17 protein-coding genes are annotated in these 15,222 nt (G+C 71.7%); 11 read left to right on the top strand and 6 right to left on the bottom strand.

Annotated features, from left to right (window positions below; translation table 11 throughout):
* Window positions 1-290 precede the first annotated feature (290 nt).
* Together ACGFYQ_RS39390 and ACGFYQ_RS39385 are read left to right on the top strand one after the other, a co-directional pair.
* Window positions 291-1,985 (top strand): chitinase, encoded by a 1,695-nt coding sequence (locus ACGFYQ_RS39390; protein ID WP_393751771.1) that lies wholly within the window; start codon window positions 291-293, stop codon window positions 1,983-1,985.
* A gap of 128 nt (window positions 1,986-2,113) precedes the next feature.
* The gene (locus tag ACGFYQ_RS39385; protein ID WP_393751769.1) at window positions 2,114-3,448 is read left to right on the top strand and encodes a M14 family metallopeptidase; all 1,335 of its coding nucleotides are present in this window, start codon (window positions 2,114-2,116) and stop codon (window positions 3,446-3,448) included.
* 45 nt (window positions 3,449-3,493) lie between these two features.
* Here ACGFYQ_RS39385 and ACGFYQ_RS39380 read toward each other — a convergent pair whose 3' ends face one another.
* Window positions 3,494-5,098: a tetratricopeptide repeat protein gene (locus ACGFYQ_RS39380; RefSeq protein WP_393751768.1), complete on the bottom strand. Its 1,605-nt coding sequence runs from the start codon at window positions 5,096-5,098 to the stop codon at window positions 3,494-3,496.
* A 177-nt stretch (window positions 5,099-5,275) separates the two neighbouring features.
* Between ACGFYQ_RS39380 and ACGFYQ_RS39375 the strand changes: the two genes are divergently transcribed.
* Window positions 5,276-5,434 (top strand): hypothetical protein, encoded by a 159-nt coding sequence (locus ACGFYQ_RS39375; protein ID WP_393751766.1) that lies wholly within the window; start codon window positions 5,276-5,278, stop codon window positions 5,432-5,434.
* A gap of 15 nt (window positions 5,435-5,449) precedes the next feature.
* On the opposite strand, the gene ACGFYQ_RS39370 is transcribed toward ACGFYQ_RS39375, so the two are convergent.
* Complete coding sequence (locus ACGFYQ_RS39370; protein ID WP_393751764.1) at window positions 5,450-5,860, bottom strand: RidA family protein; 411 nt, start codon at window positions 5,858-5,860, stop codon at window positions 5,450-5,452.
* Window positions 5,857-6,618, bottom strand: coding sequence for an IclR family transcriptional regulator (locus tag ACGFYQ_RS39365; protein WP_393751762.1), 762 nt, complete (start codon window positions 6,616-6,618; stop codon window positions 5,857-5,859). The genes ACGFYQ_RS39370 and ACGFYQ_RS39365 overlap by 4 nt, the downstream gene beginning before the upstream one ends.
* Window positions 6,619-7,072: 454 nt before the next feature.
* Here ACGFYQ_RS39365 and ACGFYQ_RS39360 point away from each other — a divergent pair, with 454 nt between their 5' ends.
* The 6 genes from ACGFYQ_RS39360 to ACGFYQ_RS39335 all read left to right on the top strand — a co-directional run bounded on the left by ACGFYQ_RS39360 (window position 7,073) and on the right by ACGFYQ_RS39335 (window position 12,451).
* Window positions 7,073-8,359, top strand: a complete 1,287-nt coding sequence (locus ACGFYQ_RS39360; protein WP_393751760.1) for an amino acid deaminase — start codon at window positions 7,073-7,075, stop codon at window positions 8,357-8,359.
* Window positions 8,360-8,368: 9 nt separating this feature from the next.
* Complete coding sequence (locus ACGFYQ_RS39355; RefSeq protein WP_393751758.1) at window positions 8,369-9,955, top strand: amidohydrolase family protein; 1,587 nt, start codon at window positions 8,369-8,371, stop codon at window positions 9,953-9,955.
* A gap of 17 nt (window positions 9,956-9,972) precedes the next feature.
* Window positions 9,973-10,980: a YdcF family protein gene (locus ACGFYQ_RS39350; RefSeq protein WP_393751756.1), complete on the top strand. Its 1,008-nt coding sequence runs from the start codon at window positions 9,973-9,975 to the stop codon at window positions 10,978-10,980.
* A gap of 103 nt (window positions 10,981-11,083) precedes the next feature.
* Window positions 11,084-11,269, top strand: coding sequence for a hypothetical protein (locus tag ACGFYQ_RS39345; protein ID WP_393751754.1), 186 nt, complete (start codon window positions 11,084-11,086; stop codon window positions 11,267-11,269).
* 157 nt (window positions 11,270-11,426) lie between these two features.
* The gene (locus ACGFYQ_RS39340; RefSeq protein WP_393751752.1) at window positions 11,427-11,879 is read left to right on the top strand and encodes a nitroreductase/quinone reductase family protein; all 453 of its coding nucleotides are present in this window, start codon (window positions 11,427-11,429) and stop codon (window positions 11,877-11,879) included.
* A gap of 68 nt (window positions 11,880-11,947) precedes the next feature.
* Window positions 11,948-12,451: an FBP domain-containing protein gene (locus tag ACGFYQ_RS39335; RefSeq protein ID WP_393751750.1), complete on the top strand. Its 504-nt coding sequence runs from the start codon at window positions 11,948-11,950 to the stop codon at window positions 12,449-12,451.
* Window positions 12,452-12,472: 21 nt separating this feature from the next.
* On the opposite strand, the gene ACGFYQ_RS39330 is transcribed toward ACGFYQ_RS39335, so the two are convergent.
* Window positions 12,473-12,877 (bottom strand): ATP-binding protein, encoded by a 405-nt coding sequence (locus tag ACGFYQ_RS39330; protein ID WP_393751748.1) that lies wholly within the window; start codon window positions 12,875-12,877, stop codon window positions 12,473-12,475.
* A gap of 103 nt (window positions 12,878-12,980) precedes the next feature.
* Here ACGFYQ_RS39330 and ACGFYQ_RS39325 point away from each other — a divergent pair, with 103 nt between their 5' ends.
* Window positions 12,981-13,775, top strand: coding sequence for a Scr1 family TA system antitoxin-like transcriptional regulator (locus ACGFYQ_RS39325; RefSeq protein ID WP_393751746.1), 795 nt, complete (start codon window positions 12,981-12,983; stop codon window positions 13,773-13,775).
* Window positions 13,772-14,032, top strand: a complete 261-nt coding sequence (locus tag ACGFYQ_RS39320) for a DUF397 domain-containing protein (protein WP_393751744.1) — start codon at window positions 13,772-13,774, stop codon at window positions 14,030-14,032. The genes ACGFYQ_RS39325 and ACGFYQ_RS39320 overlap by 4 nt, the downstream gene beginning before the upstream one ends.
* Here the strand turns inward: ACGFYQ_RS39320 and ACGFYQ_RS39315 are convergent.
* Window positions 14,002-14,553, bottom strand: coding sequence for a GNAT family N-acetyltransferase (locus tag ACGFYQ_RS39315; RefSeq protein WP_393751742.1), 552 nt, complete (start codon window positions 14,551-14,553; stop codon window positions 14,002-14,004). The genes ACGFYQ_RS39320 and ACGFYQ_RS39315 overlap by 31 nt on opposite strands.
* Window positions 14,554-14,572: 19 nt before the next feature.
* Window positions 14,573-15,049: a macro domain-containing protein gene (locus ACGFYQ_RS39310; protein WP_393751740.1), complete on the bottom strand. Its 477-nt coding sequence runs from the start codon at window positions 15,047-15,049 to the stop codon at window positions 14,573-14,575.
* Window positions 15,050-15,222: the final 173 nt, after the last annotated feature.

The raw sequence follows: 15,222 nt of genomic DNA, 5'->3' as shown, positions 1-15,222 counted from the left end.
GACGCCCTTCCCCCCTTGCCCCAGCACCATATCCGCGTCCTCGCCGGCGGGGCAGGGCCTTGGGAATTCCCGCGCCGTCGGCACGTGTCACAGGTGGCGGGAAACCCGGACAACAAGGATCGGACTGTCGGCCATTTCCAGCCACATTGCAAAGACTCTTGACACCGGGATTGGTCTGGACCAACTTGGCTCCGCCGGAACGTTTTTCCGGGGCGACCCCACACGCCCCTCCTTCTCCCCCCTTCCCCTCGCCATGCCCTCATCCCCTTCCTCCCCCCACCGGAGCCCACGTGAACCGCATACGCTCCCTCGCCCTCCTCGGCGCCGCCACCCTCACCGCGGGCGGCCTCACCGCCCTCGCCGCCGGTACCGCGGCGGCCGCGGACGTCAACGTCGCCCGCAACGGCGGCTTCGAGTCCGGACTCGCCAACTGGTCCTGTTCCGGCGGAAGCGGCGCTTCCGTCTCCTCGCCGGTCTACGCCGGAGCCGGCGCCCTCAGGGCCACCCCGGCGGGCCAGGACAACGCCCGCTGCAGCCAGACCGTCACGGTCAAGCCGAACTCGACGTACACGCTCAGCACGCAGGTCCAGGGCAGTTACGTGTACCTCGGCGCGACCGGGACCGGCACCCAGGACGTGTCCACCTGGACCCCCGGCTCGGGCGCGGGCTGGCAGAAGCTCTCCACCACCTTCACCACCGGCCCGAGCACCACCCAGGTCACCGTCTACACACACGGCTGGTACGGCCAGCCCGCGTACGTCGTCGACGAGTTCAGCGTGTTCGGCCCGGACGGCGGCGGTGGCACCGATCCCGGCCCGAGCGTCCCGGGCGCCCCCGCCGGGACCGCCGTTTCCGGCCAGAGCGCGAGCGGGCTCACCCTTTCGTGGAACGCGGTCAGCGGCGCCACCGGCTATTACGTGTATCAGGACGGCACCCGCGTGCGGACCGCGTCCGGGACCTCCGCCCAGATCACCGGGCTCGCGGCCTCGACCTCGTACTCCTTCCAGGTGAGCGCGTACAACGCGGCGGGCGAGGGCCCCAAGTCCGCAAGCGTCACCGGCACCACGACCGGCGGCGGCAACCCGAACCCGAACCCGGCCGTCCCCAAGCACGCGCTGACCGGCTACTGGCAGAACTTCAACAACGGCGCGACGGTCCAGAAGATCTCCGACGTCTCCCCCCAGTACGACATCATCGCCGTCTCCTTCGCCGACGCCACGACCACGCCGGGCGCCATCACCTTCAACCTCGACTCGGCCGGCCTCGGCGGCTACACCGTCGCCCAGTTCAAGTCGGACATCGCCGCGAAGAAGGCGGCCGGCAAGTCGGTCATCCTCTCCATCGGCGGCGAGAAGGGCACCATCTCGGTCAACGACTCCGCCTCCGCGAACAACCTCGCGAACTCGGCGTACGCGCTGATGCAGGAGTACGGCTTCTCCGGCATCGACATCGACCTGGAGAACGGCCTCAACCCGACCTACATGACGCAGGCGCTGCGCGCGCTGTCCGCGAAGGCGGGCTCCTCGCTCGTCATCACCATGGCCCCGCAGACCATCGACATGCAGTCCACGCAGGGCGGCTACTTCAAGACGGCGCTGAACATCAAGGACATCCTCACCGTCGTCAACATGCAGTACTACAACAGCGGCTCGATGAACGGCTGCGACGGCAACGTCTACTCCCAGGGCTCGGTGGACTTCCTCACCGCGCTGGCCTGCATCCAGCTGGAGGGCGGCCTCGACCCCTCCCAGGTGGGCATCGGGGTCCCGGCCTCGCCGAGCGGGGCGGGCAGCGGCTACGTCTCCCCGACCATCGTGAACAACGCCCTGGACTGCCTGACCAGGGGCACGAGCTGCGGGTCCTTCAAGCCGTCGAAGACCTACCCCGGTCTGCGCGGCGCGATGACCTGGTCGACGAACTGGGACGCCAAGGCGGGTAGCGCTTGGTCCAACGCGGTGGGTCCGAAGGTCCACGGCCTCCCGTAGGCGGTAGGTGTGTGGGGGTGGCCGGTTTCGGTTCGGCGGACACAGCGGGTCCTTGACCGGAACATGCCACGAGAGCACGCTGTGCGCGTCCGCACGGCTACCCCCACACTCCCCACCCAGGAGAACGCATGCGGCTCAACACCCGCCGGAGGGCCGCCGTCACGGCGGCCCTGCTGGCTCTCGCCCTCGGCGCACCCGCCTACGGCATGAGCGCGACGGCATCGCCACCGCCCACGCCGTCCACCGCCACCCAGGACGAGGCGATCGTCCAGTACCGGATCCACGGCCCGTCCACCGCCACCGACCGCACCGCCCTGCTCCGCACGGGCGTGTCGATCGACGAGGTGGACGACCACACTGTCGTGGTCAGCGCCGACACCATGCAGGCCAAGAACCTGCGCGCGCTCGGCTACCAGCTCACCGCCCTGCCCGGCCCCCCGGACCGCTCCCTGCCCGGGATCGCGGCCGGCACGATGGACTTCCCCTCGGCGGACTCCAAGTACCACAACTACGCCGAGGCGAACGCGGAGATCGACCAGCGCATCGCCCAGTACCCCGGGATCATGAGCAAGCGGGTGATCGGGAAGTCGTACCAGGGCCGCGACCTCATCGCGATCAAGATCAGCGACAACGTCGCCACCGACGAGGCCGAGCCCGAGGTGCTCTTCACGCACCACCAGCACGCCCGCGAGCACCTGACCGTGGAAATGGCCCTGTACCTGCTCAAGGAGTTCGGCTCGAAGTACGGCACCGAATCCCGGATCACCAACGCGGTCAACGGCCGCGAGATCTGGATCATCCCGGACCTCAACCCGGACGGCGGCGAGTACGACATCGCCACCGGCTCCTACCGCTCCTGGCGCAAGAACCGCCAGCCCAACTCCGGTTCCTCGTACGTCGGCACGGACGAGAACCGGAACTGGAACTACAAGTGGGGCTGCTGCGGCGGCTCCAGCGGCAGCAAGAGCTCGGAGACCTACCGCGGTGCGGCCGCCGAGTCGGCCCCCGAGGTGAAGGTGGTCTCCGACTTCGTACGCAGCCGGGTCGTCGGCGGCAAGCAGCAGATCACGGCCGCGATCGACTTCCACACGTACAGCGAGCTGGTCCTGTGGCCCTTCGGGTACACCTACAACGACACCGCGCCCGGCCTGACCGCGGACGACCTCGCCGTCTACAAGAAGATCGGCACCAGCATGGCGGCCAGCAACGGCTACACCCCGGAGCAGTCGAGCGACCTGTACATCACCGACGGCACGATCGACGACTGGCTGTGGGGCAACCAGAAGATCTTCTCCTACACCTTCGAGATGTACCCGGCGAGCTCGGGCGGCGGCGGCTTCTACCCGCCCGACGAGGTGATCGACCGCGAGACGGCGCGCAACAAGGACGCGGTGCTCCAGCTGCTGGAGAACGCGGACTGCATGTACCGCTCGATCGGCAAGGAAGCCCAGTACTGCGCCTAGTCCCTGTGTGAACCGGGGCGCCCCACCGCCAGGGGGGCGCCCCGCTCAGTGCTCCGGGTCCGGGGCCAGCTCCGGCTCCGGCTCCGGCTCCGGGTTCCCGGGCACGAGGAAGCCGCGGGTGTACTCGGTGTCGGGATGCGCGTACCCCAGCACCCGTACGCGCGCGCAGTGGACCTCTTCGAAGAGCGGCCCGGCCACCTCGGCCCCTTCGAACGCCAGCACGGCGAGGGCGATGTTCATCCTGGTGAGGAGCGTCTCTGGGTGCTCCGCGCCGAGCACGCGCGTCTGCGCCTCCCGGACCTCTTCGTACAGCTGCCGGGCCGCCTGCGGATCGTTCCGTTGCACCACCACGGCCAGGTTGTGCCCGATCGCCAGCGTGAGGGAGTGCTCCACGCCCGACACGTCCCCGGCCCGCTCGTACAAATGCCGGAACATCTCCGCGGCTGCGTCCGTGTCGAGACCGGCGAGGATGATGGCCAGCGCGTTGCCCGCGAACAGGGTGTCGGGATGCTCCGCGCCGACGACGCGGACGGCATCGGCGTACGCTTCCTCGGCCAGTTCGAGCGCCCGCTGCTGGTGTCCGTTGGCCCAGACGGTGTTGGCGTGCCGGCCGCGGATGTGCAGGGTCAGCGGGTGCGCCCGGTCGAGGTGCGCGGTGGCGTCGGCGACGAGCCCCTCCAGCAGGTCGAGGCTGTACGCCGCCCGTCCGGCGATGCGGTGGGCCTGCGCCTGGAGGAGCCGGGCTCCCAGCACGACGGGGTGGTGCTCCGCGTACTCCGCTTCGAGGTCGGGCAGCAGGCGCGACAGCCGGTCCATCGCTTCCTCGCCCTCACCGGTCAGCAGGGCGGCGCGGACCCCGCCGAGGCGGGCGAGCAAGGTGATCCTGTCGCCGGGGCCGCCCCGGGCGAGCCCGCGGTAGAGCCGACGCCCCTCGGCCGGGTTGCCCGCGGCGGTCGTCCAGGCGGCGAGGCGGAGCCCGGCGAGCCGGCTGAGCGGGTGCTCCTCGCCGAGCGCCGCACGGCAATCGGCCAGCAGGCTGGCGGTCAGGTCGCGCGCCGTGCGCACTTCCCCCGCCTCCCCGGTCCAGTACGCGGCCACGTGCCGGCCGGCCAGCATCCCGGGGTCGTGCGGTGCGAGCGTCCCCTCGGCGCAGCGCAGGAGTTCCCCCGCGACGCCGTGGGCCTGGCGGTACAGGCCCAGCGCCTGGAGTTCGCCGATGACGGCGGCGATCCGGGACAGGCGGGGGCCCTTCAGCCAGGCGGCCTCGGTGTCGGCGCCCAGTCCGAGCTTCCCCAAGGGACCGTCCCAGCCGAGCGCTCCGCCGGTCCGCCCGTCGGGCAGGGTGCCGCCGCGTCCGGCGTCGTCGAGTGCCTCCCAACGACGCTGCCAGGCCGCCCGGTCCCGCCAGGGCGCGGCGGCCGGATCATCGTGCGCGGTGTGCGCCACCAGGATCTCGACCAGGTCCTCCAGCTGTCCGGTGCAGTCCTTCCCGGCCCTCTTGTCCGCCTCCTCCAGCAGGCCGTGCACGGTCGACTTGGGCAGGAAGGCGTCCGCCGCCCCGGCCGCTTCCCCGATCGTCCGGAGGTTCATACCGGACGCTTCCTTCAACTCCCGCAGATCCGAGCGGAACCGGCGCCATGAGTCCGTCATGCCGCCGATTTTCCCGGACGTCCGGAGGGTGCGGGTCGCGTCCCGGACAGAACCCGCCCCGTCCGGAACGGACTTCCCCCTTCCGGAAATGCGCAGCGCCGGGCCCGGCCGTGATGGCCTGCTGCTCCACCGGTCCGCGCGCACAGGGCGCGGACCGCTCCGCGAAGGAGTTCAGCCATGGCACCGTCCACGCCCCCGCGCCGCCCCTACTTCGAACTGCGCGTCGGCTCCTTCCAGATGAGCCTGGCCCGCCGCCCGGCCCGGCTGATCGGCTGGCTGGGCTCCGCTCTCGTCACCGCCGGCGGCGCCTGGCTGGGCGCCAACTGGCCCTGGTGACCGGCCACGCGCCGCTCAGGAGAGCACCGCGAGCGCGTCGATCTCGATGAGCAGACCGGCCGGCAGCCCGACGTACACGGTGGTCCGGGCGGCGGGGGCCTCCTTGAGGCCCTGCTCCTCGAAGTAGGCGTTGTAGATCTCGTTCATCTCGCCGAAGTGGCCCGTGTCCGTCAGGTAGACGCGGATCATCATCACGTCGTCCCAGCCCGCGCCGCCGGCCTCCAGTACGGAGCGGACGTTCTCCAGCGTCTGGAGGGTCTGCTCGCGCAGCGTCGGCCCGGCGGGGGTGGGCGGCTGCCCGTCGACGTGCGGGAGGAAGCCGACCTGCCCGGCGACCTGAAGGATGTTGCCCTTGCGCACGCCGTGCGAGAACTTCGCGGGCGGGGTGGTGTGGGTGCCGGGGGTGATGGCGGTCTTGTCGGTCACGGGGTGGCCTCCTGTGGTCCTGTTCCGGAATAGTCCTGGCTGATGGCGTGAGCGGTACGGAGTACGAGCGGCAGCAGTTCGAGCAGCCCGTCGGCGGTGACCACCACACTGGGCGCGGAGACGGACAGCGCGGCGGCGACCCGCCCGTCGGGCCCGTACACGGGCGCGCCGAGGCAGTTGACGGACTCCTCGTGCCCCCCGAGGTCGCTGGCCCAGCCCTGCTCCCGTACGAGGTCCAGCTCGCGGAGGAACGCGGCGGCGTCCGGGGTGGAACGGGCGGTGTACCGCGGGTACTCGATCCGCTCGGCGAGGCTCCTGCGCTCGGCCTCGGGGAGGTCGGCGAGGAGCAGCTTGGCGACGGCGGCGACGGTGAGGGGCACGGGCTTGCCGATGCGGGAGTACATGCGGACCGGGTAGCGGCTGTCGACCTTGTCGATGTACACGACCTCGTCGTCCTGGAGGAGGGCGAGGTGGACGGTGTGGCCGGTGGCCTTGTTCAGCTCGACGAGGTGCGGGTGCGCGATCTCCCGGACATCGAGGTTCTCGACGGCCTCGGCGGCGAGCGCGAACAGCTGGGCGCCGAGCCGGTAGCGGCCGTCGGGCTGCCGGTACACGAAGCCGTGCGCGTGCAGGGTGCGCAGGAGGCGCAGCGCGGTGCTCTTGTGCACGCCGAGCTCGTCGGCGACCGCCCCGAGCCCGGCCGGCCCCTTGGCCAGCAACGGCAGGATCCCGAGCGCCCGTTCCACGGACTGGCTCATGCGGTGCGCCTCCCTTGTCGTACGGTCCGCCTCCCGGGCTCCGCCCGGACCCGCGCCTCAAACGCCGGCGAGGCTGGATGTGGCTGAGCACCACGTCCTTCCGCGCCCCGGCCTCGCGCCTCAAACGCCGGCGGGGCTGGAATTGCCCTGCGGGCAACCCAGCCCGCAGGGCTCAGAGTTGTGCTGCGCCCACTCCTGGGACGGCACCGGCCAAATCCAGCCCCGCCGGCGTTTGAGGCGCGGGGTCTGGGGCGGAGCCCCAGCAACGGCGCCGCACCAGTCCGGCTGCTCCGGCGGAGCCCCACTGGCGGAGCCCCAGCAGCGGCGCCGCACCGGTCCGGCCTGCGCCCGGCGGCGCCGCACGTTGACCCACCGTCACCCGGGATGTTAGACAGCACGCAGCGGCATACGCAACGACCGTTGCATACAGCGCAACCCCCCGGGAGGGCACCGCATGGCCAGCGACCCCGTCAAGGACCTCGCCGACGAACCGGTCGACCACCGGTTCAAGGGCCTCCCCCCGGACGCCCAGACCGCCGGCCTGACCGTCGGCGGACTCGCCGCCCAGCGCCGCGACCTGCACACCGGCGGTTTCACCACCCCCGTCCTGACCCTCGACGCGGACGCGCTGGAGCACAACCTCACCGCCCTCGGCACGTACGCCGCCCGCCACGCCCTCGCCTTCGCGCCCCACGGCAAGACCTGCATGGCCCCGCAGCTCTTCCGGCGCCAGCTGGACCACGGCGCGTGGGGCATCACCGTCGCCATGCCCCACCAGGCCCGCGTCTGCCGCGCCTTCGGCATCCGGACGATCTTCCTGGCCAACGAGCTCGTGGACGCGCCCGCCCTCCGCTGGGTCGCCGACGAGCTCGCCGCCGACCCCGACTTCCGGTTCGTCTGCTACGTCGACTCCGTCCGCGGGGTCGAGCTGATGGACGCCGCCCTGGAAGGCCGCACCGCCACCATCGACGTCGTCCTCGAACTCGGCGCCGGCGCCGAAGGCCGTACCGGGCTCCGTACCGACGCCGAATGCCAGGCCGTCGCCGAGGCCGTCGCCGCGTCCCCCGCCCTGCGCCTGGCCGGTGTGGCCGGCTACGAGGCCACCATGCCCGGCGCCGACGCCGACAGCGTCCGCGCCTGGCTGCGCCGCCTCACCGCGCTCGCCGCCGACCTCGACAAGCAGGGCCTCTTCACCGGCACCGGCCTGGACGAGGTCATCGTCAGCGCCGGCGGCAGCGAATGGTTCGACGCCGTCGCCGAGGTCTTCGCCGAGATCCCGGAGCTGTCGCTGCCCGTCCTGCCGCTGCTGCGCTCCGGGGCGTACGTCTCCCACGACCACGGCTGGTACTCGGGCCTGACCCCCTTCAACCGCGTCCCCGAAGAGGGCGGCCTGCTCCCCGCCTTCCGGCTGTGGACCCAGGTCGTCTCCCGCCCCACCCCCGGCCAGGCCTTCATCAACGCCGGCAAGCGCGACATCGCGTACGACCTGGGCCTGCCCGAAGTGCTCACCGTGCGCAGCGCCCGCGACGGCGTCGAGCGCGCCGCGACCGGCATCCGGGTGGCCAAGCTGTCCGACCAGCACGCCTGGATCGAGACGGACGCCGACGCCACCGCGCTGGAGGTCGGCGACTGGCTCTCCCTCGGCATGGCCCACCCCTGCACGATCTTCGAGAAGTGGCCGCTGATCCCGGTGGTGGAGTCGGACGGCACCGTCAGCGACTACGTCCGCACCTTCTTCTAGGCCACGCCCGTGGACCTGGTCATCCGCGGGGCCCGTGTCGTCGACGGCACGGGCGGGCCCTCGTACACCGCCGACGTCGGCGTGCACGAGGGCCGGATCGCCGAGATCGGCCGCATCCCCGGCGGGGGCCGCAGGACCCTCGACGCCCACGGCCTGGCCCTCGCCCCCGGCTTCGTCGACATGCACGCCCACAGCGACCTCGCCCTGCTCCGCGACCCGGACCACAGCGCGAAGGCCGCCCAGGGCGTGACCCTCGAAGTCCTCGGCCAGGACGGCCTGTCGTACGCGCCCGCCGACGACCGCACCCTGGGCGAGGTACGGGCCGCCATCGCGGGCTGGAACGGTGCCGGGGACGACATCGACTTCGACTGGCGCACGGTCGGCGAGTACCTCGACCGCCTGGACCGGGCCCACGACGGTCAGGGGATCGCCGTCAACGCTGCGTACCTCGTCCCCCAGGGCACGGTCCGCGCGTACGCCCTGGGCTGGGACGACCGGCCCGCGACGGAAGCCGAGCTGGACCGGATGCGGCAGCTGGTCGCCGACGGCCTGGCCCAGGGCGCCGTCGGCCTGTCGTCCGGCCTGACCTACACCCCCGGCATGTACGCCTCCGGCGCCGAACTGACCGAGCTGTGCCGCGTGGTGGCGGAGTACGGCGGCTACTACTGCCCCCACCACCGCTCGTACGGCCACGGCGCACTCGCCGCCTACACCGAGATGGTCGAGCTGACCCGGCAGGCCGGCTGCGCCCTGCACCTCGCGCACGCCACCATGAACTTCGGCGCGAACCGGGGCCGGGCCCCCGAGCTGCTGGCCCTGCTGGACGCGGCCCTGGCCGAGGGCTGCGACATCACCCTGGACAGCTATCCGTACACCCCCGGCTGCACCACCCTCGTCGCCCTGCTGCCCAGTTGGGCGAACGAGGGCGGCCCGCAGGCGGTCCTCGCCCGGCTGCGCGACGACGCCACCGCCGAGCGGATCCGGTACGCGCTGGAGGTCACCGGCGCCGACGGCTGCCACGGGGTCCCCGTCGACTGGTCGACGATCGAGATCTCGGGCGTCACCGACCCCGCGTACGGCCGGTACGTCGGCACGCGCCTGGACGGCTGGGACACGGCCCGGCGGCTGCTGCTCGGCGACCGGCTCGCGCCGGCGGTCCTCCAGCACGTCGGCCACGAGGAGAACGTCCGCGCAATCATGCGTCACCGCGTCCACACCGGCGGTTCCGACGGGATCCTCCAGGGCGCGAAGCCGCACCCGCGCGCCTACGGCACCTTCCCGCACTACCTCGGCCACTACGTGCGCGAACTCGGGGTGCTCTCGCTGGAGGAGTGCGTCGCGCACCTCTCCGGCCGCCCGGCGGCCCGCCTGCGCCTGCCCGACCGGGGCCTGGTCCGCGTCGGCCACCGCGCCGACCTGGTCCTCTTCGACCCGGACACGGTCGCGGCCGGATCCACGTACGAGAACCCGCGCGCCCTGCCCACCGGCATCCCGCACGTCCTGATCGACGGGCGCTTCGTCCTGCGGGACGGGCGGCGCACCGACGTCCTGGCGGGACGGTCGGTACGTCGGACCCCGACTCCCCCTCCCGGGTGACATTTACGATAAAAGGCATGGTCCCCCTCGCACTTGCCGCGCTGCTCTTCCTCGCCTTCTGCCTCAGTGCCCGCAACGACCGCCGCCGCTTCCGCAACGCCGTACTCCTCGGCCTGACGCTCGTCTTCCTCTCCTTCGGACTGCTCCTCCAGGTGAAGGCGCTGCCGGGCTGGCTGGCCACCGCCGTCCTGCTGGTGGTCCTCGCCGTGCCCACGCTCGGCCTGGTGGCGCTCGGCGTCTTCCTCGTCGCCAACGGCATGACCATGGTCCGCAAGGAGGGCACCCGCCTGCCCAACCTGCTGTCGCTGCTCGCGGGCCTCGGGATCTTCGCGATGATCGCCCTGCTGTTCGTCGTCGGCCTGTCCGGCTCCGTGGTCCTCGCGGGCATCGTGGCGACCCTCGTCGCGGTCGTCGCGTACGTCTCCTTCGTCTTCCTGTGCTTCCTCGGCTACGCCTTCCTCTACGGCCGGATCAAGGTGCGCGGCGACGTCGACCACGTGGTCATGCTCGGCTCGGGCCTGCTCGGCGGGGACCGGGTGCCGCCGCTGCTGGCCTCGCGGCTGCGCAAGGGACAGGAGATCTACGAGGCCCAGCTGGCCCGGGGCGGCCGGCCGCCGGTGCTGCTCGTCTCGGGCGGCAAGGGCTCGGACGAGAAGGTCTCCGAGGCGCGCGCGATGGCGGACTGGCTGATCGCGCAGGGCGTGCCGGCCGAGCACGTCACGCTGGAGGACCGGTCCCGCACGACCGAGGAGAACATGCGGTTCAGCCGGGAGCTGATGCTGGCTGACGACCCGGGCTACCGGTGCGTGGTCGTCACCAACAACTTCCACGCCTTCCGGGCCGCGATGATGGCCCGCAAGACCGGGGTCAACGGGCAGGTGCTCGGCTCGCCCACGGCCCGGTACTTCTGGCCGACGGCCACGATCCGCGAGTTCGTCGCGGTGTTCTGGGAGCACAAGGCCGTGAACCTGGGGATCTGCGGCGTCCTGGTCGCCGCCGGGGCGCTGGCGGCCGTCGGGAGCTGAGCCGCGGCCGTCGGCGGTCGGGCGGCGGCTCGTCCCGGCCGACGTGCGTTCATGGGGCCGCCGCCGGAGGATGGGGGCCAGGGGGTACCGGAGGAGGTACGCGATGGACAGTGAATCGGACCAGCAGCCCACACGGTCGGACCGGCTCTTCACGGGCGGGGAACGGCCGTACGACCCCGAGGACCTCGTGATGGCGACCGGCCACGACCTGACTCCGGAGCTGGTCGAGAAGGCGCGCCTGCTGATCGAGAAGGAGGGCCCGCAGGTCATCGAGCGCTACCTTCCGTAACGCTCCGTACGCATGCTGCTGACACCCCGGCCCGGGGTCGCCCCCCGGGCCGGGGTCGTATCCGGGAAACGGGGCGGGGCACGGCCGCGTCGGACCGCATCCAGAGCCGGTGAATGCTCGTTAGCCGTCCGGGGGCCACAACCCTAAGGACAGGTGAATGCACGCTCTCGACGTCGACTGGGACCACCCCACGGACCCCAGACCCGGCCCACAGCTCGACCACGTCCGCGCGTACGTGACCTCGGCGGGCGCCGACGGCCACCTGTGGCACGGGGTCCCCACCCTGCTGCTCACCACGGTCTCCCGCGCCACCGGCCGCACCGTCCGCACCCCGCTGATCTACGGCGAGGACCGGGACACGGCCCGCCTCATCGTCCTGGCCTCGGCCTACGGCGCCCCGGACCACCCGGCCTGGTACGAGAACCTCACCGCCCACCCGGAGACCCGCGTCCAGGTCGGCGCGAGCACCTTCAAGGCCACGGCGCACACGGCCACGCCGACGGAGCGGGACACGTACTGGGACATGATGACGGCCCTGTGGCCCCCGTACGAGGACGACCAGGTGTCCGCCAGGCCGCGCGAGATCCCGCTGGTCATCCTGCAGCGCTGAGGAATGGTTACTGCATACCCGCTTTATTGGGATGCGGGCTGGTCAGGGCGCACGTAGGGTCGACGCCCGTGGAACCACTCACCGAGAAGCAAATCCGCTCATCCTTCGTGAACTGCACCAAGGGCGAGGCGGCGCGCCTGCGCCTGCCGCTCGACTTCACCGAACTGCCCTGGGAGGACCTGGACTTCCTCGGCTGGGTGGACCCGGGCGCGCCGCTGCGGGCCCATCTCGTACTGCCCGGGTCCGAGGACCCGGTGGGCATCTCGCTGCGCGTGCCCTCCGTGAACCGCACCAGCGCGGTGAAGTCCAGCCTCTGCCAGATCTGCCTGACCGGCCACGCGTCCTCCGGGGTCACCCTGCTCGCCGCCCCGCTGGCAGGCGCCCGGGGGCGTGACGGCAACACGGTCGGCATCTACGTCTGCGCGGACCTCGCCTGCCCCCTGTACGTACGCGGCAAGCGGCAGCCGAAACTGCGCGCCGGCCGGTACGAGGAGTCCCTGACCCTGGACGAGCGCCTCGCGCGCATGTCCGACAACCTGGACGCCTTCGCGGCCAGGGTCACGGCGGCCTGAGCCCCGCCCCCGCCGCCGCGTTCAGCTCGACGGCGGGGCAAGCTCGAACCACACCACCTTCCCGATCCCGCACTCCCTCGGGTAGGCCCCCCAGTTCCCGGCCAGCGCCTCCACGATCCCGAGCCCCCGCCCCGACTCGTCCAGCGGCCGGGCCACGCGCGGCACAGGCAACTCCCGCCCGGCATCGAGCACTTCCACCCGCAGCCGCTCCCCCGCCACGAACCCGCACCGCACCCACACCTCCCGCCCGGCGGGCACCCGGGCATGCCAGCAGGCATTGGCCATGAGTTCGCTGAGCAGCAGCACGGCCGTCTCGGTGGTCTCGTCGGGCAGCTTCCACTCACGCGCCTGAGCGGCGAAACGGGCACGGGCGCGGGGGACGCTGATGGGCGCGCGGGGGTAGCGCCACTCGATGGGGTGATCCATGGTCCATACGGTGGCGGCGGGGGTATGGGCCGGGCGAGTAACTGTGCGTAGACGGGGGTCGGTTGTACACGCGCGGTACCGGTGTAAGGGGAGGAGCGGGGCGATGACCGAGGCATGGCGGTACGGCGGCAACCAGGTCAAGCTGTGGCGCACCGAGGCGGGCAAGACCCGGGAGGAACTGGGCGCGGAGGCGAACTACGACGCGGAGACGGTCAAGTCGATGGAACTGGGCCGCAGGCGGCCCACGATGCGACTCCTCCAGGTCGCGGACCAGATGTTCGGCGCGGGCGGGAAACTGGCGGCTGTCGCTGAGTACATGAAGCCGGAGCCGTTCCCGAAACGGTCGGAGGAGTTCATGGCGGCGGAGGCGGAGTGCGTCGCCTTCAACAACTATGAGCCACTGCTCGTGCCTGGTCTTCTTCAGACCGAGGAGTACATGCGGGCGTTGATGGGTGGCGCGTCTCCCCCACTGGACGACGAGACGGTCGAGGAACGCGTCGCGAAGCGCCTCAGGCGCCAGGAGGTCATGGCCCGTCGGATCAAGACGGTCTACGGTTTCATCATCGCGGAGGCCGCCCTGCGCGCGGAGGTCGGCGGCACGGAGGTCATGCGACGTCAGCTCGACCACTTGCTGGAGCTGAGCGATCTACGCAACGTATTCGTCCAGGCCCTCCCCACCGGGCGGGCCTGCGGAGTGGCTCTCCTCGGCCCACTCGTCCTCCTGGAAACGCCCGAACACCAGATGTGGGCATGGGCCGAAGGTCAGGAAACCAGTGCGATGTATTCCCACCCCGACAAGGTCAGCACCCTCACTCAGACCCATGGCATGATCCGCATGAACGCCCTCAGCACGGCAGAGTCGGCGGAGTTCATCAAGAAGCTCGCGGAGGAGCTATGAGCAACGATCTGACGTGGTTCAAGTCCAGTTACAGCGACAGCCAGGGCAGCAACTGCATCGAAGTCGCCCTGGACTGGCGCAAGTCGACGTACAGCGACGGCCAGGGCGGCGCCTGCGTGGAGGTGGCCACCTGCCCCCACACCGTCCACGTCCGGGACTCCAAGCTCGGCGAGGCCGGCCCCCGGTTCGCGGTAGCGGCCGAGGCCTGGGGGGCGTTCCTCGGCGGTCAGGCGGCGGCAACCGCCACCGCGCTGTAGGTGCGGCCCGCGACGACGTAGTCGCCCAGCGGGATCATGCCGAAGCCTTCCACGTGCACCCGCCAGGACGGCAGGTTCCCGGCCTCGATGAAGGCCACCACCGCCTCCGCGCGGCCGGCCGCCTCCGCGACGGCCATGGCGAACAGGCCCCGGGCCACGCCATGGCCGCGGTAGGCGGCGTCGACGACCACCGGGCCGTAGAGCAGCCAGCGGGTCTCGCTCAGCGGGCGGCCCTGCCACTCCAGCACGTCCTGGGCCTGGAGCAGTCCCGCGACCGCAGGCGGCGGCTCGGCCATGTCCTCGGCCACCGACAGGGCCAGCAGCCCGGCGACCCGGCCCTCGTCGTCCGCGACGAGGAGCTCCCCCGCCCCAGCCATGGCGCGCAGCGTGCCGGCATCGAACGTGCCCTGTACGAAGCCCTGCCGGGCGCGCTGCTCCGGTGTCAGCGCGTCACGGTGGTTGGCTGCGAAGAGTGCGGCCATGGCGGGCGCGTCGGACTCGGTGGCGTAGCGGTAGCGCATGGGCCGATGCTGCCACGGCTCACCCTCGGTCGTAGACGGTCACCTCCACGTCGCGCGCGCACAACGCGTCCGTGATCAGCGGCTCGATACGGGACCACGTCCCGCCCGCCAGCCCGCAGCCGATGCGCGGCATGTGAACGGATGCCCCCAGCTCGACGGCGTGCCCGGCCAACGCGTCGAGGCAACGCTCCACGGCGTCGTACCGGATCGGCGGCCCCCCGCTCCCGGTGCGTATCCCGCGCTGGCCGACCATGTTGGCCACCCACACATCGGGCTGCACCCGCACCAGTTGCACGGCCCCGAGCCCGAAGTCGTTCCCGCTGCGCCCCCGGTGCCAGGCCCGGTACGCGGCCTCCGGCTCGGGCCACCGCTTCGAAACGGCCAGCACGAAGCCCTTCCCCCACCCCCCGAGGTCGTTGCAGACATGGGCAATGACCTTGGGCCCCTTGGCCTGCGGACTCGTGGCATCCCCGGCAATGATCCTCAGCGGCTTCATGTCGAAACGGTATGCGATCCCACTGACAGCGGGCGGGGCGCGGCGGGGCTTCGGGGGCGGGACCTCAACTGGGCGGCGTCAGGGAGGTGGGCCGGTGGCTTCGGATTTGCCGGGAGCCCCTCACTCGGCATCAGAGTAGGTCTGGGGGTTTCCCGTCCGTCCCATCGTCTTCC

This window comes from Streptomyces sp. NPDC048258, from assembly GCF_043201995.1.
Taxonomy (GTDB): Bacteria; Actinomycetota; Actinomycetes; order Streptomycetales; family Streptomycetaceae; genus Streptomyces.
The sequence above is the reverse complement of the archived record's forward strand: the minus strand, read 5'-3'. Positions and strand labels throughout refer to the sequence as shown.